The sequence below is a fragment of the Bradyrhizobium sp. AC87j1 genome (assembly GCF_002936975.1).
Taxonomy (GTDB): Bacteria; Pseudomonadota; Alphaproteobacteria; order Rhizobiales; family Xanthobacteraceae; genus Bradyrhizobium; species Bradyrhizobium shewense.
This window is the reverse complement of record NZ_PTFE01000117.1, coordinates 1-21426: the sequence shown is the minus strand read 5'-3', so window position 1 is coordinate 21426 and position 21426 is coordinate 1. Positions and strand designations below refer to the sequence as shown.

Below are 21426 nucleotides of genomic sequence, written 5' to 3'. Positions count from 1 at the left end.
GTCCTATTGCAGCCCGCTCGAGCCCGGTCCCTGCATTCCCGAGATCGACTATCCTTACGGCCAGAACCTCCAGCTCACGATCGAGACTGTGCCGTCCGAGGCCGACCGCGCCAAATATCAAAAGCCCGATCACGATCTCGACACGATCGGCGACCTCTTCGCCGAGCTGCGCAGCTGCTGGTCGCCGCCATCGGACAATCCGCGAGCAGGCATGCAGATGTCGGTGCGCTTCAGCTTCAACAGGGCCGGCGGCCTGATCGGCCCGCCGCGCTTGACCTTCGCAACCCCTGGCGTTCCCGCCGATACCCGGACGACCTACCTGGATGCGATCAATTCATCGCTGAAGGCTTGCCTGCCGCTGAAATTCACCGGCGGACTCGGCGGCGCGCTGGCCGGGCGGCCGATCGCGATCCGCTATGTCGACAATCGCGAGCTGGGTAAATAGCGCATCAGTTGCGACTACGGCCCAATCGATGATACCTCAGAGGCGGGGCTGCTTTGCGGGGAGGATGTCGTGGGTCTGCTGGTCATGATCCTGGGGCTTGCGCTGTTTTTTGCGACCCATGTGTTCACCACCAAACGTGAGGCGCGCGCGCAGGCGATCGCGACGCTGGGCGAGGGGACCTACAAGATCCTCTATGCCGTGGTCTCGCTCGCAGGCCTCGCGTTGATCATCTGGGGCTTTGCCCATTACCGCAGCTCCGGCTGGATCGACATCTGGTATCCGCCGACGGCGATGAAGCACATCACGCTCGCGCTGATGCTGCCCGCGGTCATCCTGGTGGTCGCCTCTTACCTGCGCGGCCGCATCTACGCGACGCTGAAGCACCCGATGCTGGCCGGTATCAAGCTGTGGGCGGCGGCGCATCTTTTGGCCAATGGCGATCTCGGCTCCATCATCCTGTTCGGCTCGTTCCTGGGCTGGGCAGTGTATGACCGCATTTCGCTTAAGCATCGCACCGACGCCGGCGGCCCGCCGATCCCGGTGGGCGGCGTCAGCAACGATCTGATTGCGGTCGTCGTCGGCGTCGTCGCCTATGTCGCGCTGGCCTTCGCGTTCCATCCGGTCGTGATCGGTGTTCCCGTGATCGGGGTCTAGCCGGTCAGCACAAGACGAAACCCGATGTCCATGCGCGGAAGCCAATAAGAGCAACAAGCCGAGGGCCCTTCGATGGATTGGTCGCAATCTCAGATCCCGCCGATGCGGTTCGAGGCGCGCTTCGGCGACCGCGTGGTGCCGGCATTTTCGGATCGGCCGGCGAGCGTGTGGGAGATGATCGCGCAAGCCCGCGCCCGTAATGCCGATGGCGAGGCGCTGATCGCAGGCAATGTCCGGCTGAGCTGGCGGCAGGCCGTGGAGCAGGCCGCGCGGATCGCCACGGGCTTCCGCAAGCTCGGCCTGCAGCGCGGCGACCGCGTCGCGATCCTGCTCGGCAACCGCATCGAATTTCCGCTGCTGCTGTTTGCCGCCGCGCATGAGGGGCTGGTCACCGTGCTGCTCAGCACGCGCCAGCAGAAGCCGGAGATCGCTTATGTCCTCGCCGATTGCGGCGCCAAGATCCTGATCCACGAAGCAGGGCTTGCAGAGCGGCTGCCCGATGCGCAGGATGTGCCCGATGTGATCCACCGCATCGCCGTCGACGACGATCCGGCTCGCTCGCGCTTCGCCGCGCTCGCCGAGAACCCGCCGGCGCCTGCGCCGATCGAGGTGAGCGAAGAGGATACCGCGATGATCCTCTACACCTCGGGCACGACGGGCAAGCCGAAGGGCGCGTTGCTGGCCCATTGCAACATCGTCCATTCCTCGATGGTGTTCGTGTCCTGCCTGCAACTGACGGAAGCGGACCGCTCGATCGCGGCGGTGCCGCTCGGCCATGTCACGGGCGTCGTCGCCAACATCACGACGATGATCCGCAGCAGTGGCGCGCTGATCATCATGCCCGAGTTCAAGGCGGCCGATTACCTCAAGCTCGCCGCGCGCGAGCGCGTCACCTACACGGTGATGGTGCCGGCGATGTACAATCTCTGCCTGCTGCAGCCTGATTTCGACAGCTACGACCTGTCGAGCTGGCGCATCGGCGGCTTTGGCGGGGCGCCGATGCCGGTCGCGACCATCGAGAAGCTCAAGGCGACAATTCCCGGCCTGAAGCTGATGAACTGCTACGGCGCAACCGAGACGACGTCGCCCTCGACGATCATGCCGGGCGAGCTGACCGAGAGCCATATCGACAGCGTCGGCCTGCCGTGTCCGGGCGCGCGCATCGTTGCGATGGACCCGGACGGGCGCGAGCTGCCCCATGGCGAGATCGGCGAGCTCTGGATTCAGAGCGCCTCCGTCATCAAGGGCTATTGGAATAACCCCAAAGCCACCGCCGAAAGCTTCACCAGCGGATTCTGGCACTCCGGCGATCTCGGCTCGGTCGATGCGGAAGGCTTCGTCCGCGTGTTCGACCGGCAGAAGGACATGATCAATCGCGGCGGCCTGAAGATCTATTCGGCCGAGGTCGAATCCGTGCTGGCCGGCCATCCCGCGGTGATCGAGAGCGCGATCATCGCCAAGGCCTGCCCGGTGCTGGGCGAGCGCGTCCACGCCGTGGTGGTGACGCGTGCGCCGGTCGCCGGCGAGGCCTTGCGCGTCTGGTGCGCCGAGCGCTTGTCCGACTACAAGGTTCCCGAGACCATGGCGATCACACCAGACCCGCTGCCGCGCAACGCCAACGGCAAGGTGCTGAAGCGGCAGCTCAGGGAGCTCCTGGGCGCTTGAGCCGGGCAGGCGCAATCCGGGCTGTCCCGGGTGGTTAACGCCTTGATTGGGCTCGCTTTGCCTTGCCACCGCCATATCGTTAGGGTACCTCGCCGCCACGTGGGGGACGGGATTCCTGACGCGAACGCTTCGGCGCGCGTACCCGGACGGGCATGGGATTAGCATAAGTGTCTGAATTATTTAACGAAGTCGACGAGGAAGTACGTCGCGAACAGCTTAAGAAGCTGTGGGATAGATATTCGATCTACTTCATCGCCCTGATGGTGCTGGTCGTTGCCGGCGTCGGTGGCTGGCGCGGTTATCAATATCTGGAGTCCAAGAAGGCCGCCGAGGCCGGCGCCGCCTTCGAGAAGGCCGCCGAGCTGTCCGATCAGGACAAGCATGCCGAGGCCGAGGCCGCCTTCATCGAGCTCGCCGCCAAGGCGCCCTCGGGTTATCGCACCCTGGCGCGGCTGCGCGCCGCAGCCGAGGCGGCGCCCCGCGACGCCAAGGCTGCCGCCAAAATGTATGACGACATCGCTTCCGACCGCAGCGTCGGTGGTGAGTGGCAGGATCTGGCCAAGATCCGCGCCGCCGGCCTGGTGCTCGACAGCGCCAGCTATGCCGACATGCAGCAGCGGCTCGAGGCTTCCGCCGCCCCCAAATCGACCTTCCGCCATACCGCCCGCGAGATGCTGGCGCTGTCGGCTTGGCGCAACAACGACATGACCGCGGCCCGCAAATGGCTCGACGCGATCGGCGAAGACGGCGAAACGCCGCCCGGCCTGCGCTCGCGCGCCGAGGCGCTCCAGGCCCTGCTGCCGCCCGTCGCCAAGAGCTGAGCAAAAAAGAGCTGAGCAAGAAGAGCTGACGACGGCTCCCTGACCTAGACGAGACACGATATGCGCCGCACGCCACGCTTGATCGCAGCCGCCGTCCTGATCGCCTTCACGGGCGTCCTGGGCGGCTGCTCCAGCTTCGATCCAAGCGACATGCTCGACTTCCTCGACACCAAGAAGAAGCTGCCGGGCGACCGCAAGCCGGTCTTCCCGGAGGGCGTGCCGGGCCTTGAGCAGGGCGTCCCGAAGGATATGTACAAGGGCGCGCAGCAGCAGCCCGATCCGAACGCGCCTGCCGTCGCGGCTCTGCCAGCCGAGCCGCCGCCCGAGGCCAAGCCGGCGAAGGGTGCCAAGGCGAAGCACACCAGGCAGCCGGCCGCCGCAGCCGCAGCGCCGACTGAAGCGCCCGCTGGCGAAGTCGACGGCGAGGCCCAGCCGGAGGCGGCGCCGGCCTCAGCCGCTCCGCCGCCCAAGCACAAGATCGTCCGCAAGCGCACCACTGCGCCGCCGCCGGATCAGCCGGTCCAGCAGGCGCAACCGACCCAGACCACGCAGCAGCAGACGCAGGGCGGCTTCCCGGCGCCGCTGCCGAGCGGCAGCTTCTCGCGCTAATTTTTTCCTTTCATTGACAGGCGCAGCCCCGGCAGCGCACGAATGACCGATGTCCTTCACGATCGCCATTATCGGCCGGCCCAATGTCGGCAAATCGACGCTGTTCAACCGCCTGGTCGGACAGAAGCTCGCGCTCGTCGACGACCTGCCGGGCGTCACCCGCGACCGCCGCGAGGGTGAGGCGAGGCTAGGCGATCTCGAATTCACCATCATCGACACTGCCGGCCTCGACGAGGGCGCCAAGGGCTCGCTGACCGCGCGCATGCAGGAGCAGACCGAGACCGCGATCGCGCAGGCCGACGCGCTGTTCTTCGTCATCGATGCCCGCGTCGGCCTCACGCCGACCGACCGCGCCTTCGCCGATTTCGCCCGCAAGGCCAACAAGCCCGTGCTGCTGGTCGCCAACAAGAGCGAGGGCAAGCATGGCGATGCCGGCGCGATGGAATCCTTTGCGCTCGGCCTCGGCGATCCCATCCAGATCTCGGCCGAGCATGGCGAAGGCATGGGCGAGCTCTACGATGAGCTCGCCAAGCTGATGCCGGAGCCCGTCGATGACGACGAGACCGAGGACGACGAGCCGCTCACCGAGGAAGAGGCCGCGACGCGCCCGATCCGGGTCGCCATCGTCGGCCGGCCCAATGCCGGCAAGTCGACGCTGATCAACCATCTGCTCGGCGAGGAACGCCTGCTGACGAGCCCGGAGGCTGGCACCACGCGCGATTCCATCGCGGTCGAGATCAACTGGAAGGGCCGCGAGTTTCGCGTGTTCGACACAGCAGGTCTCCGCCGGCGCTCTCGCATCGAGGAGAAACTGGAAAAGCTCTCGGTCGCCGACGCCCTGCGCGCGGTCCGTTTTGCCGAAGTCGTCGTGATGATGATGGATTCGCAGAACCGCTTCGAGGAGCAGGATTTGCGTATCGCCGATCTGATCGAGCGCGAGGGCCGTGCGGTGGTGCTCGCCGTCAACAAATGGGACCTGATGGAGAGCAAGGGGGGCGGTGCGATCTCGGGTCTGCGTCGCGATGCCGACCATTTGCTGCCGCAGATCAAGGGCGTGCCGATCGTCGCGGTCTCGGGCCTGATGGGCGAGGGCATCGATCGGCTGATGCAGGCGATCCAGGACGCCTACGCGCTTTGGAACCGGCGCGTGTCGACTTCGGCATTGAACCGCTGGTTCGAGCAGGCGGTTCAGGCCAATCCGCCGCCGGCCGTGTCCGGCCGACGGCTCAAGCTCAATTACATCACGCAGACCAAGGCGCGCCCGCCGAGCTTCGTGCTGTTCTGCTCGCGCGCTGATGCGGTGCCGCAGTCTTATTTGCGCTACCTCATCAATTCCATGCGCGAGACTTTCGAACTGCCGGGCACGCCGGTGCGCATCACCTTGCGCGAGAAGGCCAATCCCTTCGCGCACAAGCGCAAGCGGCCGTCGTGAGTGACGGCGCCCGCGAGGTGGCGGCGCAAGGCGCCGTGCCCGCGAGGCGCGGCGTGGTCGCCTTCATCTTCGTCACCATCCTCTTGGACATGCTCGCGCTCGGCGTCATCATGCCAATCCTGCCGAAGCTGATCGAGAGCTTCGTTGACAACGACACCGCCCACGCCGCCCGCATCTTCGGCCTGTTCGGCACGGCCTGGGCGCTGATGCAGTTCGTGTTCTCGCCGTTGCTCGGCGCGCTGTCGGATCGCTTCGGGCGGCGGCCGGTGGTGCTGCTGTCGAATTTCGGGCTCGCGGCCGACTACGTGCTGATGGCGCTGGCGCCGTCCCTGGTGTGGTTGTTCGTCGGCCGCGTCATCTCCGGCATCACCTCGGCCAGCATCTCGACGGCCTTTGCCTATATCGCCGACATCACGCCGCCGGAGCGGCGCGCGGCGGTCTTCGGCCGGATTGGCGCGGCGTTCGGCGCCGGCTTCATCCTGGGGCCAGCGCTCGGCGGCCTGCTCGGCGATATCGATCCGCGCCTGCCGTTCTGGGCGTCGGCGGCCCTCAGCTTCGCCAATGCGCTCTATGGGCTATTCGTCCTGCCGGAATCGCTCGCGCCCGACAAGCGCGCGCCGTTCCGCTGGCGGAGTGCCAGTCCGCTCGGGGCGCTCCGCCTCTTGCGCTCCAATGCAGTGCTCGCTGCGTTGTCCGTCGTCAATTTCATCGCGCAGGTCGCGCATGTCGTGTTGCCCTCGACCTTCGTGCTCTATGCGACCTATCGCTACGGCTGGGATTCCAAGACCGTGGGATTGACGCTGGCGATGGTCGGCATCTGCGCCATGGTGGTGCAGGGGCTCGCGATCGGCCCGATCGTGCGCGTGCTCGGCGAGCGGAACGCGCTGTTGCTCGGCCTGTGTTGTGGCGCGCTCGGCTTCGTCGTCCTGGGCGCTGCGCCGACCGGGCCGCTGTCCTGGCTCGGGATTCCCATTCTGGCGCTGTGGGGCATCTCGGGTGCCGCGTCGCAAGCGTTGATGACGCGGCTGGTCTCAGCCGATCAGCAGGGCCAGCTCCAGGGCGCGACCGCGAGCGTGCAGAGCGTGTCGCAGCTCGTCGGTCCGTTCCTGTTCACGCTGACCTTTTCCTATTTCATCAGCGTCGGCGCGCCGCTGCATCTGCCCGGCGCACCGTTCCTGCTCGCGGCAGCGCTGATGGTGGTCTGCGTAGCGATCGCGGTGCGGACGCTGGGTGGGGCGAAGACAGTCTCGTAGCAACCAAGACGGTCTCGTAGGGTGGGCAAAGCGAAGCGTGCCCACCGCCTTCTGTTAGTGCGGCGAGATGGTGGGCACGGCGCTGACGAGCCTTTGCCCACCCTACGGCTGCTCGCCAAGCCGTACGAGCGTAGAGCGGATTAGCGAAGCGTAATCCGCCACCTTTGTCGGGGCGAGAGAAGTGGTGGGTTACGCCAGCGGACTGCGCTTCGCGCAGCCGCGTGCTAACCCAACCTACGGTCTCTTACTTCTTCACCAGCGGACAATCGCTGTCCTTGAGCGGCTTGGCTGCGTCTTCTGCCGCGATCGTGGCGATCTGCTTGTAATAGTCCCACGGCCCCTTCGACTCCTCGGGCTTCTTCACCTCGAACAGGTAGGCCGGGATGAGACGGCGGCCGTCCTGGCGCAGCGGGCCGTTGCCGAACAGCGGATCGTCGGTCGGCAGCTCCTTCATCTTGGCGACGACCTTGGCGCCGTCATGCGGATTGCCGCCGAGCGCGTCCATCGCCTTCAGATAGTGCAGCACCATCGCGTAATTGCCCGCCTGCGTCATCGACGGCATCGCGTTCTTGCTGGCGAGCGCCGAGAAGCGCTTGGACCATTCGCGGGTCTTGTCGTTCAGGTCCCAGTAGAACGATTCGGTGAAGGTCAGGCCCTGGGCGGTCTTCAGTCCCAACGAATGCACGTCGTTGATGAACAACAGCAGGGCCGCGAGCTTCTGGCCGGCGGAGACGATGCCGAATTCGGCCGCCTGCTTGATCGAGTTCGTGGTGTCGCCGCCGGCGTTGGCAAGGCCTACCACCTTGGACTTGGAGGATTGCGCCTGCAGCAGGAAGGATGAGAAGTCCGCCGTATTGATCGGATGCTTGACGCTGCCGAGCACCTTTCCGCCGTTCGCGGTCACGACCGCCGTGGTGTCGCGTTCGAGCGCGTGGCCGAAGGCATAGTCCGCGGTCAGGAAGAACCAGCTGTCGCCGCCGGCCTTGGTCAGCGCCTTGCCGGTGCCGTTGGCCAGCATGTAGGTGTCATAGGTGTAGGAGATCGTGTTCGGCGTGCAGGCCTTGCCGGTGAGGTCGGCGGAGGCGGCGCCGGAATTCAGCAGCACCGCATTCTTTTCCTTGACGAGGTTGCTGACCGCCAGCGCGACACCGGAGTTCGGCGTATCGGCGATCGCGTCGACCTTCTCGTTGTCGATCCACTGCCGGGCGATGTTGACGCCGACGTCGGGCTTGTTCTGGTGATCGCCGCTGATGACGTCGATCTTCCAGCCCTTCTTGAGCAGGCCGGAATCCTCGACCGCCATCTTGATCGCAACCACGGAGTTGGGGCCGCCGATGTCGGCATAGAGGCTCGACATGTCGTTGAGCACGCCGATCTTGACGGTCTTGTCCTGCGCGTAGGCGGATGTTGCAAAACCGAAGGCGGCACAGGCCAGAAGGGCCGCGGAGCGGCGCGCGAACGTCGTCGTCATAAAAGGTTTCCTCCATTGTCAAATATGCGGACGGCTCTCTTGCGGAGCCTTGTTCCAGCTGATTGGCTCTAGCCTGTCCCAGGGCCGGCGGCAATGCGCCTAAAGCCGGATGACGCTGCGTCGTAGCGTCATCCGTCGGTTAACTTTTTGGGAAAAATGCGTTGAGACGCTATTTTGAGCGCGTCCGATGTCAGCTTGAATTTCTGGATGCGCTTTCCGGTATCGACCTCGGCGGTATAGACGTTACCCCTCGCGTCGATCGCCATGGCGTGCACCCAGTGGAATTGACCGGCGTTGCGGCCGTTGTGCCCGAAGCTGCCGACCACGCTGCCGTCCTCGCGCTTGATGACCCGGATCTCGTTGTTCTCGCCGTCGGCGCTGAGCAAATAGGTCTGCTTCGGATCGGGCCAGATCGCGATGTCCCACACCGCGCCGTTGCCGAGCGTGTTCTTCTCGAAGAAGAACTCCTTCACGAAGCTGCCGTCCTTCTTGAACACCTGGATACGGTTGTTGATGCGGTCGCAGACATAGACGAGGCCGTCATTGGCGAGCTTCACGCAGTGGACGGGGTTGCCGAATTGCTGCGAGACCGGCGCCTTGGGATCGTAGGGCGCCTGCTTGGCGTCGTCGGGCTTGTTGCCATAGGCCCCAGTGCCGCTTGTAGGCGAGGGTGGTCGCATCGAACACGATGACGCGGCGGTTGCCATAGCCGTCGGCGACATAGATTTCGTTGGCCTCCTTGTCGAGCGCGGTCTCGGCGGGCTTGCCGAGCTGCGTCGTGTCGTTGCTGCCAAGGCTCGGGGCGAACTTGCCGATCTGGGCGACGAACTTGCCGTCGAGCGTGAACTTCAAGATGGCGTTGTCGTTGTCGGCATTGCCGCCGACCCAGACGAAGCCGCGCTCGTCGACCTCGATGCCGTGCTCGCGGCCGACCCAGTCATAGCCCTGGCCCGAACCGCCCCAGGACCGCAGCAGATTGCCGTCGACGTCGAATTCGAGCACAGGCGGCGCCGACACGCAGCATTTCGAGCGCGGCGGAGTGAGGCTTGCGCCGTTCTCGTCGTCGGTGAGCGAGCGCGGGCGATGGATCACCCAGATATGGCCCTGCCAGTCGACCGTGATGCCGCCGACCTGGCCGAGGATCCAGTTGTTCGGCAGCTGCTTTGGCCAGGAGGCATCGACCGCAAAAGTCGGGACGCCGCCGGCGTTCGAGGCAACCGGAAACGCGAACGCGACGGCTCAGAATGGAGAGAGCGTGACGTGCGAGCGCAGACGTAGAGCCTGCGCGATCGTGCCATGGCGCCATGGCATCCTCCCTTTCTTGGCGTGCGGCTTGCTGCCGCTTGCGCGCGGGCAGTCAATCGCGGGGAGGCAGTCGAGTCAATCAGGCCGGGGAGCGGAAGCTCATCAGGCTGCGGGTCTTGTAGTCGTAGAACTTGCCGGTCTCGGTCCAGTCAGGCGCGCACATCGGCACGATGAATTCGGCGACCTGCTCGGGCGTGTCGAGCGTCGCCGGGTCTTCGCCCGGCATCAGGGTCGCGCGCATGCGGGTGCGGACCGGGCCGGGGTTGAACAGATTGACGCGCAGCTTCGTGTTCGCGGTCTCTTGCGCCCATGCGCGGGCCAGTGTTTCCAGTGCGGCCTTGGACGCCGCGTAGGGGCTGACATAGGCGGTCGCCTTGTTGGCGGCGCCCGAGGTGATGAACACGGCGCGGCCGGCATCGGACTGCTTCAGCAGTGGCTCCATGCAGCGGATCAGCTGGAAGTTCGCGGAGACGTTGACGGCCATCACGTCGGTGAAGGTCTTCAGCTCGATATGGCCAATCGGCGAGGAGGGGCCGAGCACGCCGGCATTGCCGACGAGGATGTCGAGCTTGCCGTAGCGCTCGTGCAGGCCGGCGCCGAGCCGCGCGATGCCGTCGGAATCGGTGAGGTTGAGCGGTACCAGCGTGGCGCTGCCGCCGACTTTCCGGATCTCGTCGTCGAGCTCTTCCAGCCCGCCCTGCGTGCGCGCCACCGCCACGATATGCGCGCCGGCTTTGGCGAGCGCGATCGCGGTGGCATAGCCGATGCCGCGCGAGGCGCCGGTGACGAGAGCGATGCGATCAGCGAGGGGTTTTGTCATGGCGGGGTTTTACAGGCGTGGTTGGCCGGGACAAGCCCCCATCCGCAGCTGTCATTCCGGGGCGATGCGAAGCATTCCCGGAATCTCGAGATCCTCAGGTGCGCAATTGCGCACCACAGTTCGGTCCTTACGGACCGCCCCGGGATGACGGCTGCGCCGTCAGCTCGCCTCCGCCAGCAGAGACAGCTGTCGCGGCTGCTGCTCGGTCTGGGTCTGGTCGGTGAGGTGGGTCGGATAGGCCCCGGTAAAACAATGATCCGAGAATTTCGGATTGGCGGGGTCGCGGCCGGGCTCGCCCATGGCGCGGTACATGCCGTCGATCGACAGGAAGGCGAGCGAGTCGGCGCCGATGATCTCGCGCATCTCCTCCAGCGAATGCGTCGCCGCGAGAAGACCGCCGCGATCCGGCAGATCGATGCCGTAATAATCGGGATAGAGGATCGGCGGTGAGGCGAGACGGAAGTGCACTTCCTTGGCGCCGGCATCGCGCATCATGCGCACGATCTTCTTCGAGGTGGTGCCGCGCACCAGCGAGTCGTCGATCAGGATGATGCGCTTGCCTTCGATCGCGGCGCGGTTGGCCGAATGCTTCATGCGTACGCCGGATTCGCGGATCGCCTGCGTCGGCTGGATGAAGGTGCGGCCGACATAGTGGTTGCGGATGATGCCGAGCTCGAACGGCACGCCGGAATGCTGGCTGTAGCCGACCGCGGCGGGCACGCCGGAATCCGGCACCGGCACGACGACGTCGATCGGCACGTGGCTCTCGCGCGCGAGCTGCGCACCGAAGGCCTTGCGCACCTCGTAGACCGAGCGGCCGTGGACGATGGAATCCGGACGGGCGAAATAAATGTATTCGAAGATGCAGGGACGCGGCGCCATCGGCGGGAACGGCTTGTGGATGTCCTGGCCGTTCTCGTCGAACACGATGACTTCGCCCGGCTCGATGTCGCGGATGAAGCGCGCGCCGATGATGTCGAGCGCGCAGGTCTCCGACGTCAGGATCGGGCAGCCGTCGAGCTCGCCGAGCACCAGCGGGCGGATGCCGCGCGGATCGCGCGCGCCGACCAGCTTCTTGTTGGTGAGCGAGACCAGCGCATAGGCACCTTCGATCTCGCGCAGCGCGTCGATATAGCGCTCGATGAAGCGGGCGCGCCTGGAGCGCGCGACCAGATGCAGGATCACCTCGGTGTCGGTGGTCGACTGCATCATGGCGCCGTGGCGCACCAGCTCGCGGCGCAGCGTCAGGCCGTTGGTGAGGTTGCCGTTATGGGCGACCGCAAGGCCGCCGGCATTGAGCTCGGCGAACAGCGGCTGCACGTTGCGCAGGATGGTGGCGCCGGTGGTGGAGTAGCGGACATGGCCGACGGCCATATTGCCGGGCAGGCGATCAATCACCTCGCGGCGGGAGAAGGTATCGCCGACGAGCCCGAGGCGGCGTTCACTGTGGAAGCGGCTGCCGTCGTAGGAGACGATGCCGGCGGCTTCCTGGCCGCGGTGCTGAAGGGCGTGAAGGCCGAGCGCGGTGATGGCGGCGGCGTCCGGGTGGCCATAGATGCCGAAGACGCCGCATTCCTCGCGCAGCGTATCTCCTTCCAGGTCGTCCTGAACCTCTAGCGCGGCCGGGCCTGGACCGGCGTTTGGATCGAGATCAAGTTGGGCGTCCTGGTCAGGGTGTCGCATCTCGTCCGCGCCTCTCTTTAAGGGCAATCAACGCGCCGCAGGTTTCTCGATCAGTTTCTTCAAACTGTCACGAGCAGGTTTACTGTAACCGTCGCCACTGCCCGAAGGCTGCTGCTCGGATTCAGCTTGATCATCATCTGGTTTGTTTTTCTTGAATCTCTTCAAGATGGTGTTCTCGGGGTCGTCAGGCAAGAGGGCCATCAGCCAATCCCCGGTTCCCTGGAGCACGACGCGGGATTTGGCCCCCGTCACCCAGTCCGGGCGCTGCTTGTCCGGAACCAGCCAGGTGAAGAACAGGAAGGCGACCACGACGATCAAAAGCCCGCGAGCCAGGCCAAACAGGAAGCCGAGGGTGCGGTCCAGCGCACCGATCCTGGAATCCAGGATCATGTCGGAGATCCGGACCGTGATCACGGAAACCACGACCAGGGTGCCCACGAATACGCCGGCGACGACGACCACGCTCGCGACGGTGTCGTTGTTGAAATAGGTCTTGGCGGTCGGCAGCAGCTTCGAGAAGGAGTACAGCGTCACGATCGCCGCAGCGCCCCAGGCCGCGATCGACAGGATTTCGCGCATGAAGCCGCGGACCATGGCAAGCAGGCCCGAGATTAGCATCACACCGAGCAGGATCAGGTCGAGGAGTGTTACTGGCATCGGCTGGTCTGGTCCGCTCGTACGTCGAAGGTGCTCTAGCGAATCGGTGTTTGGCCGCTGCCCTAAAAGAGGGGCAGACGGCGTTCCCGGCAAGGCCGCAACCACGCAATCCCATGCTGCTTTTGTGACGGCTGTATAGCGGTGGGGGCCTCCGACGTCACCTCCACCTAACCCTCTCCACGGCGGAATCTTGCCGGTGTGGCATTTTTCTCTGCCGGCGCGTTCGATTCGCCCCGGCGGGAGCCCTTGGCGGCAATCTCTGCGACCAATGTCGTCAGGCTGTTGACCGCGTTCAGGGACAGTCCGGCGTCACCGCCGGCATCCCCGCCTCGGGCCGATTCGGGCAGCACGGCGCGCTTGAAGCCCAGCTTGACCGCCTCCTTGAGCCGGGCCGGGGTCTGCGCCACCGGCCGGATCACGCCAGAGAGTGAAATCTCGCCGAAATAGACCGCATCGGTGGGTAACTGCGCATTAACCAGGGAGGACACCAGCGCGGCCGCGGCGGCCATGTCGGCCGCGGGCTCGTGGATGCGCAGGCCTCCCGCTACGTTCAGATAGACGTCGTGGCCCGACAGCTTGACCCCGCAATGGGCCTCCAGCACTGCCAGCACCATCGAGAGCCGACTCTGATCCCAGCCCACCACGGCCCGTCGCGGCGTGCCGAGCGAGGTCGGTGCCACCAGCGCCTGCAATTCGACCAGGACGGGCCGCGTGCCCTCGATGCCCGCGAACACTGCGGTGCCGGGCGTGCCGAGATCACGCTCGGACAGGAACAGCTCCGAGGGGTTGGTGACCTCACGCAGGCCAAGGCCGGTCATCTCGAACACGCCGATCTCGTCGGTCGGACCGAAACGGTTCTTCACGGCGCGCAGGATGCGGAACTGCTGCGAGCCTTCGCCCTCGAACGACAGCACGGCGTCGACCATGTGCTCGACCACGCGGGGGCCGGCGATCTGGCCGTCCTTGGTGACATGGCCGACCAGGATGATGGCCGCACCGGTTTTCTTCGCAAAGCGTATCAGCGCCTGCGCCGAGGCGCGCACCTGGGTCACCGTGCCCGGCGCGGATTCCACCGTGTCGGTCCACATCGTCTGGATCGAATCGATCACGATCAGCCGCGGGACCGCGCCCTCGGACAGCGTCGAGACAATGTCCTCGACCGAGGTTTCGGCCGCAAGCTGCACCGGCGCATCCGACAGCCCGAGCCGTTCGGCGCGCAGCCGCACCTGCGCGACCGCCTCTTCGCCGGAGATGTAGACGATGCGGTGGCCGGCGCGTGCCATCATGCTGGTTGCCTGCGTGAGCAGCGTCGATTTGCCGATGCCGGGATCGCCGCCGACCAGCAGCACCGAGCCGCGGACGAAGCCGCCGCCGGTGACGCGGTCGAGCTCGGTCATCCCAGAGGACAGGCGAGGCGCATCCTGGGTTTTCCCCGACAGGCTCTCCAGCGCAAACGTCCGTCCCTTGCGCTTGGAGCGGATCGAGACGGGGACGCTGCCGCTAGTGTCCTCCTCGGCGAGCGTATTCCACTCGCCGCAGGACTCGCACTTGCCCTGCCAGCGGTTATAGGCCGCGCCGCAGTTCTGGCAGACGAAGGAAAGCGTGTTCTTGGCCATGGGGCGTCAATCGTGCTCAGGGAGATTGCGTCGCGTTCCATAGCATGGAGAGCCCGGCCGCGACCATGATCGCGTCCATCAGCAGGCGGAACACGTCCGGCTTCAGGTGCAGCACGAAGCGTTTTGCGATGAAGGCGCCCGACATCAGCGAGGCGCCCGCGATCAGACCCTTCATGAAGACATCGCCGGTCAGCGCGCCGAAACGCTCGAAGGTCACGGATTTCGCGAAGTAGAGGCCGAGCGAGGAGGCCGCCTCGGTGGCGAGGAAAGCGCCCTTGCTGAGTCCGTAGAACAGGAACAGCGGCACGCTGAGCGGGCCGGTCGAGACCACGATGCCGGTGAGATAGCCGATCACGGCGCCGCCGACGGCGAGATGCCAGAGATTGGCCTTGAGGTCGTGCCGCGCCAGCCAGTGCCGCACCGGCACCATCGCGATCAGGAAGATGCCGATGGCGAGATCGACGGCGTGCGAGGGCAGCGCCAACAGCGTCCGTGCGCCGAGCACGGCCGCCGGAATGCCCGTGACCGAATAGGCCGCGCAGGCCCGCCAGTCGACCTCTCGCCACCAGGCCAGGATCCGCGAAAAGTTCGCCATCACGGAGGCCACCGCCATGATCGGCACCGCTTCCTTCGGCCCAAAGGCATAGACCAGCACCGGCATCAGCATGATCGACGAGCCGGTGCCCACGATGCCTGAGATGGTGCCGGCGACGAGGCCGACGATGAGGACGAAGAGGAAGGCCAAAACGCTCTCCACGAATCGGGAAAGTTTAGCCGTGGCCGTCAACCCGGGCGATCCCTCCTAAGCGAGGGAGCCGATTGCGCTACGCGCCGGCATGCCCGTCTGGGCGCCGGCCTTGAGGCATTTCAATGCGGCGGCTTCGCAGCTCACCTCGAGCGTACGCGGCAGCGCCGCGCCTTCACCGAGCATGGCCGCAAACGCGCCGACAAAGGTGTCGCCGGCGCCGGTCGTGTCCACCGGCGTGATGCGTGGAGCAGCTGCGCGGAAGCGGGAGCCGTCGGCCGTCACGGCCAGCGCGCCTTGCGCACCAGCGGTCACGATGCAGGTGAGGTCGCCGGCCATGGCGAGCTCGGCGGCTGCGGTGTCGTAGTCGGATGCGACGATGCCGATGGCTGCGGCCGCGTCCAGCGCCTCGTGCTCGTTGACCATGAGATGGTCGGTCACGGCGAGAAGTTCCATCACCATCTCGCGGGTCATCCGCTCGGGGACGGGGGCGAGATTCCAGATGACGGTGCCGGAGGCCGAATTCATCCGGCGTGCGGCTTCCAGCGCCTGGGTAAAGGATATTTCCATCTGAAGCACCAGAACCGTGTCGGGACCGAAGAGCCTGGCCGGGAGATCCCTGGCGGTCGCGGTCATGTTGGCGCCACTTGCCACCGTGATCGCATTCTCGCCGGCCTGATCGACTGTGATGAACGCGCAGCCGCTCGGCTCGTCGGCCCTGACGACGAGATCGGTATCCACGCCATTGCCCCTGAGGTTCTCGATCGCGCTGTCGCCAAACCCGTCCCGGCCGACGCGGCCTGCCATCCGGACTTGTCCCGGTCCCGCGATCCGCGCGGCGGCGACAGCCTGGTTGGCGCCCTTGCCGCCGAAATGCGTCTGGTAGGACGGCGCGAGCACCGTCCTACCGGGGCCGGGAATGATCGGGACCTTCGCGACGAGGTCGATGTTGAGCGATCCGAACACCAGGATCATGGCGGAGAGGCCGTCAGCCTTGCTCGTCCATGACGCGCAGTTTCTCGACCCGGCGGCGAAAATCCTCGTCGGTCGAGAATTCCGCGGAGAGGTAGGACGAGACGAGATCCACGGCCAGCCAGGCGCCGACGATCTGCGCGCCAATGCACATGACGTTGACGTCGTCGTGCTCGACGCTCTGATGGGCGGAATGAACGTCGTGACAGACCGCGGCGCGGATGCCCTTCATCTTGTTGGCCGCGATCGAGGCGCCGACGCCGGTGCCGCACACCATGATGCCGCGTGCGGCTTCGCCCGACGTCACCTTCTGCGCCACGGCCCGCGCGATGTCGGGGAAGTCCACCGGCTTGTCGTCATGGGAGCCGACATCGACGATGTCGTGGCCGAGCTTGCGGATGTGGTCGATAACGGTCTGCTTGAGCGGCCAGCCGGCGTGGTCGGATCCGATGACGAGACGCATGTGGTGTCCTTCTTGATTTTGCATTGACCGTGACAGCCGGAAAGCGGCTGTCACGGCTTCTCTTTCGTTCAGCTACGCATGTCGGGCGGCAGCTCGACCCCGTGGAATTTCTTGTAGATCGCGTTGAGCTTGCCGTTCTTGACGTTCTCGGTGATCCAGCCGTTGAGCTTGTCCATCAGGCGCTGCTCGCCCTTCTTCAGGCCGATGGCGAGGTCGAAGGTTGCGAGCGGAATCTTCGACTCGAAGATGCGGGCGGGATTCTTGACGCCGATCTGGTTGATGATCGTGGCCGACGTGCCGACGCAATCGACCTGACCGGAGACGGCCGCCGTGACTTCCGTGGCGTCGTCGTCATAGCGGGCGATCGTCAGTTCCTTGTCCTTCATGTTGGACAGGGTGGTATCCTGCGTGGTCCCGCGCGAGACGCCGATGGACTTGCCTTTCAGGTCGGGCCAGTCCTTGACGTTCATCGACTTGAGACAACCGACGTCGGACTGCAGCGTCGCATACCGCTTGGTGAAGTCGATGACCTTGGCGCGCTCGGGCGTCACCGACAGGGTCGAGATGATGATGTCGGCCTTGCCGGTCAGGACGTTGGGGATGCGGGTCGCGCCGGTGGTCTGGATGAATTCGAGCTCGAGGCCCCAATCCTTGGCGAGCAGCTGAGCCACCTCGACGTCGGAGCCGGTCGGCTTCATGCTGGAATCCATCATGCCCGAGGGCGGAATCGCAAGGTCGGTTGAAATGCGAATCTTCTTGGCCTTCATCACGTCGTCGAGCAGGTCGGCCGATGCCGGCGTGGCGGACAAAATGACGAGGCCGAGCAGCGCGGCGGCGGTCCCCAGCAGTGTCTTGTTGGTCATCCCTAGTTCTCCTCTCCCTGTTATGATTTTAGATTTCCGGTGCCCACGAATTGCGTGAGTTCCGGCGTCGTCGGCGATGTCAGGATCGAGGCGGGGCCGGTCTCGTGAACCTTGCCGCGATGCATGAACACGATCCGGTCGGCGATGCCTTTGGCAAAGCCCATCTCGTGCGTGACCATCACCATGGTCATGCCGTCCGCCGCCAGCTGCTCGATCACCTTCAGCACTTCGGCGGTGAGTTCGGGGTCGAGCGCAGAGGTGACCTCGTCGAACAGCATCACCTTCGGCTGCATGGCGAGCGAGCGCGCGATCGCGGCGCGCTGCTGCTGGCCGCCCGACAATTGCTCGGGATAGGCGTGCAGCTTCTCTTCGAGCCCGACCTGCGCCAGCACTTTCCGCGCGAGGTCCTTGGCCTGCGAATTCGCCAAGCCCTTCACGGCGCAGGGCGCCAGCGTGATGTTCTGCTCGATCGTCAGGTGTGGAAACAGATTATAGCTCTGGAACACGATGCCGACGTCCTGGCGCAGCGCGCGCAGATCGACGTCGGGACGGTCGACCCGATGCCCGCAAACGACAATCTCGCCGCCGTCGACCTTCTCGAAACGGTCGATGCAGCGCAGCGCCGTGCTCTTGCCGGAGCCTGAGCGGCCGATCAGCGCCAGCACTTCGCCGCGCTCGACTGCGAAGCTGACGCCATCGAGGACCCGGAGCGAGCCAAAGCTCTTTTGCACGTCGCGGAGCGACACGATTGAATCGGAGGAGGGGTTCTGTTGCATGTCAGGCCGGCGCGAGGTTGGATCTGCCACGCCCCATCCGCCGTTCCAGCCTCTGGCTGAACAGCGACAGCGGATAGCACATGGCGAAATAGATGACGGCGATGATGGCGTAGATGGCGAACGGCTCGAACAGCGAGTTGTTGACGATCTGCCCCGAGCGCATCAGCTCGACGAAGCCGACGACGGAGGCGAGCGAGGTGTTCTTGACGATCTGCACCATGAAGCCGATGGTGGGCGGCGTCGCGATGCGAATGGCCTGCGGCAGGATAACTTTCAGCATGCGCTGGGTCCGGCTCAGCGCCAGGCCTTCGGCGGCCTCCCATTGCGGCTTCGGCACGGACTGGATGCAGCCGCGCCAGATCTCGCCGAGATAGGCGGCGACGTACAGCGTCAGCGAGGCGCCGGCAGCAGCGAGCGGCGAGACCTTGAGGCCGATCGCGGCGAGACCGAAATAACCGAGGAACAGGATGACGAGTAGCGGCGTGCCCTGGATGAGCTGGACATAGACGGCGCTGGCAATCCGCACCGATTTCAGCGGCGAGATCCGCGCGAGCGCGATCACGAAACCGACGATGCCGCCGCCGATCAGCGCGATCACCGACAGGCCAATGGTCCACAGCGCGCCCTGGCCGAGGAACATCAGATGGTTGATGTTGAGATGTCCGCCCATGATCATCTCACAATGGCGTGCCGAGCCGGCGTCGGCGCGGAAACAGCACGAGGCCGAGGCCCCAGAAGCCGGCGCGCATCACCAGCGACAGGATGACGTAGAGCACGGCGACGATGATGTAGGTCTCGAATGCGCGATACGTATCCGACTGGATGTAGTTGGCGACGGCGGTGAGCTCCTCGGCCGAGATTTGCGAGCAGACCGAAGAGGCCAGCATCAGCAGCACGAACTGGCTGGTCAGCGCCGGATAGACCTTCTCGATCGCCGGCAGCAGGATGATGTGCCAGTAGATCTGGAGGCGCGACAGCGCCAGGCCCTCGGCCGCCTCGATCTGTCCGCGCGGGATCGCCTCGAAGCCGGCGCGCATGATCTCGGCGGTGTAGGCGCCGACGTTGATCGTCAGCGCGGCCACGGCCACCGTGAAAGCGGAGAATTTCAGCCCCAGACTGGCTAGGCCGAAATAGACCAGGAAGATCTGCACCAAGAGCGGCGTGTTGCGGATGGTCTCGACATAAACCTTGCAGGCGCCTGATATCAGCGCGTTGTGCGTCCCGCGCCCGACCGCCGCGAGCGTGCCGAGGAGAGCGCCGAGCACCGTCGCGAAGGCGGCAAGCTCCAGCGTGAGGACGGCGCCGGCGAGAAAGCTCGGCCAACGCTCCAGCACTGCGGGAAAGTCGAGTTGAAGGCTCATCGCCGCCCGTTCAGCCGGTTGTCTGGTTGGTCATGCGGTCGTAGACGCGGAACAGCGCCTGGTTGCCGTTGCTTCCTTCGCCATGCGCGCGCGCATCGACATACTGGCTGGTCACGAGGGCGGTGCCGGGGAGCGGCACGCTGAGCGCCTGCGCATGCTCCTGGACCAGGCGCAGGTCCTTGAGCTGGAGATCGATCCGGAAGCCGGCGGAGTCGTCGCCTGCGATCATCTGGGGGCCGAGCTTGTCGAGCATCCAGGAGGCGGCGGAGCCACCGAGCAGCACCCGGCGCAGCAGATTGAGATCGAGGCCCGAAGCGCGGCCGAGCGCCAGCGCCTCGCAGATCGCCTGGATGTTGATGCCGCAGATCAGCTGGTTGCAGAGCTTGACGGTCTGGCCGGCGCCGGATGCGCCGACATGCGTGATGGTGGTGCCCATCGCACGGAAGAACGGCTCGGCCTGCGCAAAGGCGCTCGCATCGCCGCCGGCCATGATCGAGAGCGCGGCGTTCTTGGCGCCAACCGGCCCGCCCGAGACCGGCGCGTCGATGAAGTCGACGCCGATCTTTTGCAGGTCGGCATGGATGCGGCGGACGGCGACCGGCGAAATCGTGCTCATGTCGACGACGAGCTTGCCTGATGGCGGCGACTTGAGTAGGCCGTGCTCGCCGTAAATGGTCGCCTCGACATGGGGCGTGTCGGGCAGCATGGTGATGACGATGTCGGCGCCTTGCGCGGCATCGGCGGGGCTGTTGGCACGAGTCGCGCCTTCCCTGGCGCTGTCGGCCAGTGCCGCCTCGTCGAGATCGAACACGCGAACTGCGTGGCCGGCCATTAGCAAGTTGCGCACCATCTCTCGGCCCATCGTGCCGATGCCGATGAAGCCGACATTGCCCTTGTCGTTCCGTCCCATGTGATCAGTCCGTTTCTTGATTGGCTTCTTGGTTGACCGCGCTGCGGCGATCATCCCGAGGCGCTGGTCTTGTCGATGTCGCCGACGATGGCGCGCCGCCGGTACTCGTCGCCAATGGCAAAATGCTTGCGCAGCGTCGCGTCCGCCCGCTCCGGGTCGCGCGCAATCACGGCCTCGAAGATGCGGCGGTGATCGTCGATCAGATAGGTCTTCATCGACGGGAAGGCCTGCACCAGCTCACGGCGGCTGCGATGCGAATGCGTCAACAGGCCGGCCAACGAACCATGCAGGACCGTCAGCGTTTCCGAATGCGAGGCGACGACGATGGCACGGTGGAAGTCGAAGTCGGCCATGCCGCCGGCATCGGCTTCGTCGATCGTCTCGCCGATCTTCGCGAGCGCGCGCTGCAGACGCTCGAAATCGGCGATGTTGGCGCGCTCGCAGGCAAGGCGGATCGCCTGGCATTCGATCGCGACCCGCGCCTGCATGACGTCGTCGAGCATGTCCGCCTGCTGGGCGAGCGCGAAGGTGAAGAAGTCGTTCAGCACCGACACGTCCGGCCGGGTCACCACGGTGCCGATGCGGTCGCGGATCTCGACGATGCCGAGCACGGTGAGGGCCCGCAGCGCTTCGCGGACGATCGGCCGGCTGACGCCGAGGAGAGTTGCCAACTCGCGTTCCGAGATGAGGCGGTCGCCGGGCTTGAGTGAGCCGGCGAGCAGGCGTTCGCGCAGGAAAGCGAACACCTTCTCGAACCCTTTTTCGCCTTCGGTGGCCCGCTTGAGCTCCATTCCCGTCCCACTGGTCTGATCTTGGTCAGACCAGTATGCTGACCAAGGGGCTGAGGTCAAGAGGCTCGGCTCTCAACCCGGTCGGAAATCGCGGGTATCTGATTGGCTACGGAA

21 protein-coding genes and 1 pseudogene are annotated in these 21426 nt (G+C 65.5%); 7 read left to right on the top strand and 15 right to left on the bottom strand.

What is annotated here, in order from left to right; all coding sequences use genetic code 11:
• The 7 genes from CV770_RS35690 to CV770_RS35660 form a co-directional block, all read left to right on the top strand.
• On the top strand, positions 1-445 hold a 445-nt coding region (locus tag CV770_RS35690), incomplete at its 5' end, for a UCP034077 family protein (RefSeq protein WP_104465679.1).
• 69 nt (positions 446-514) lie between these two features.
• The gene (locus tag CV770_RS35685; protein ID WP_104465678.1) at positions 515-1099 is read left to right on the top strand and encodes an NnrU family protein; all 585 of its coding nucleotides are present in this window, start codon (positions 515-517) and stop codon (positions 1097-1099) included.
• Positions 1100-1171: 72 nt separating this feature from the next.
• Positions 1172-2764, top strand: a complete 1593-nt coding sequence (locus tag CV770_RS35680) for a class I adenylate-forming enzyme family protein (RefSeq protein ID WP_104465677.1) — start codon at positions 1172-1174, stop codon at positions 2762-2764.
• Between the two features lie 167 nt (positions 2765-2931).
• Entirely contained in the window at positions 2932-3585 is a 654-nt protein-coding gene (locus CV770_RS35675) for a tetratricopeptide repeat protein (protein WP_104465676.1), read from the top strand.
• A 60-nt stretch (positions 3586-3645) separates the two neighbouring features.
• Positions 3646-4194, top strand: coding sequence for a hypothetical protein (locus CV770_RS35670; protein WP_104465675.1), 549 nt, complete (start codon positions 3646-3648; stop codon positions 4192-4194).
• A gap of 49 nt (positions 4195-4243) precedes the next feature.
• Complete coding sequence (gene der, locus CV770_RS35665; protein WP_091954843.1) at positions 4244-5626, top strand: ribosome biogenesis GTPase Der; 1383 nt, start codon at positions 4244-4246, stop codon at positions 5624-5626.
• Positions 5623-6879, top strand: coding sequence for a TCR/Tet family MFS transporter (locus CV770_RS35660; RefSeq protein ID WP_104465674.1), 1257 nt, complete (start codon positions 5623-5625; stop codon positions 6877-6879). Before der ends, CV770_RS35660 begins: the two co-directional genes overlap by 4 nt.
• Before the next feature lie 244 nt (positions 6880-7123).
• On the opposite strand, the gene CV770_RS35655 is transcribed toward CV770_RS35660, so the two are convergent.
• The 15 genes and pseudogenes from CV770_RS35655 to CV770_RS35585 all read right to left on the bottom strand — a co-directional run bounded on the left by CV770_RS35655 (position 7124) and on the right by CV770_RS35585 (position 21312).
• Positions 7124-8350 carry an ABC transporter substrate-binding protein gene (locus CV770_RS35655; RefSeq protein ID WP_104465673.1) on the bottom strand — a complete coding sequence of 409 codons (1227 nt, stop codon included), beginning with the start codon at positions 8348-8350 and terminating at the stop codon, positions 7124-7126.
• A gap of 128 nt (positions 8351-8478) precedes the next feature.
• Positions 8479-9656: pseudogene (locus CV770_RS35650) on the bottom strand (NHL repeat-containing protein).
• A gap of 78 nt (positions 9657-9734) precedes the next feature.
• Complete coding sequence (locus CV770_RS35645) at positions 9735-10475, bottom strand: SDR family NAD(P)-dependent oxidoreductase (protein ID WP_091954855.1); 741 nt, start codon at positions 10473-10475, stop codon at positions 9735-9737.
• A 159-nt stretch (positions 10476-10634) separates the two neighbouring features.
• Positions 10635-12158: an amidophosphoribosyltransferase gene (purF, locus tag CV770_RS35640; RefSeq protein WP_104465672.1), complete on the bottom strand. Its 1524-nt coding sequence runs from the start codon at positions 12156-12158 to the stop codon at positions 10635-10637.
• A gap of 27 nt (positions 12159-12185) precedes the next feature.
• Complete coding sequence (locus tag CV770_RS35635; protein WP_018317599.1) at positions 12186-12815, bottom strand: CvpA family protein; 630 nt, start codon at positions 12813-12815, stop codon at positions 12186-12188.
• 167 nt (positions 12816-12982) lie between these two features.
• Positions 12983-14431 (bottom strand): DNA repair protein RadA, encoded by a 1449-nt coding sequence (gene radA / locus CV770_RS35630; RefSeq protein ID WP_018317598.1) that lies wholly within the window; start codon positions 14429-14431, stop codon positions 12983-12985.
• Positions 14432-14447: 16 nt separating this feature from the next.
• Complete coding sequence (locus tag CV770_RS35625) at positions 14448-15176, bottom strand: sulfite exporter TauE/SafE family protein (protein ID WP_104465671.1); 729 nt, start codon at positions 15174-15176, stop codon at positions 14448-14450.
• Positions 15177-15233: 57 nt separating this feature from the next.
• On the bottom strand, positions 15234-16151 hold the full coding sequence (locus CV770_RS35620; protein ID WP_104465670.1) for a ribokinase: 918 nt from the start codon (positions 16149-16151) through the stop codon (positions 15234-15236).
• 13 nt (positions 16152-16164) lie between these two features.
• Positions 16165-16611, bottom strand: a complete 447-nt coding sequence (gene rpiB, locus CV770_RS35615; protein ID WP_018317596.1) for a ribose 5-phosphate isomerase B — start codon at positions 16609-16611, stop codon at positions 16165-16167.
• A gap of 68 nt (positions 16612-16679) precedes the next feature.
• Positions 16680-17474, bottom strand: coding sequence for a transporter substrate-binding domain-containing protein (locus CV770_RS35610; protein WP_091954866.1), 795 nt, complete (start codon positions 17472-17474; stop codon positions 16680-16682).
• A gap of 20 nt (positions 17475-17494) precedes the next feature.
• Positions 17495-18250 (bottom strand): amino acid ABC transporter ATP-binding protein, encoded by a 756-nt coding sequence (locus CV770_RS35605; protein WP_028145044.1) that lies wholly within the window; start codon positions 18248-18250, stop codon positions 17495-17497.
• 1 nt (position 18251) lies between these two features.
• Entirely contained in the window at positions 18252-18920 is a 669-nt protein-coding gene (locus CV770_RS35600) for an amino acid ABC transporter permease (RefSeq protein ID WP_201760180.1), read from the bottom strand.
• Positions 18921-18927: 7 nt separating this feature from the next.
• Positions 18928-19611 carry an amino acid ABC transporter permease gene (locus tag CV770_RS35595; RefSeq protein ID WP_091954871.1) on the bottom strand — a complete coding sequence of 228 codons (684 nt, stop codon included), beginning with the start codon at positions 19609-19611 and terminating at the stop codon, positions 18928-18930.
• A 10-nt stretch (positions 19612-19621) separates the two neighbouring features.
• A complete protein-coding gene (locus CV770_RS35590) occupies positions 19622-20575 on the bottom strand; it encodes an NAD(P)-dependent oxidoreductase (protein WP_347337520.1) in 954 nt (317 codons plus the stop codon).
• Positions 20572-21312 (bottom strand): FadR/GntR family transcriptional regulator, encoded by a 741-nt coding sequence (locus CV770_RS35585; RefSeq protein WP_018317590.1) that lies wholly within the window; start codon positions 21310-21312, stop codon positions 20572-20574. Before CV770_RS35585 ends, CV770_RS35590 begins: the two co-directional genes overlap by 4 nt.
• Positions 21313-21426 lie beyond the last annotated feature (114 nt).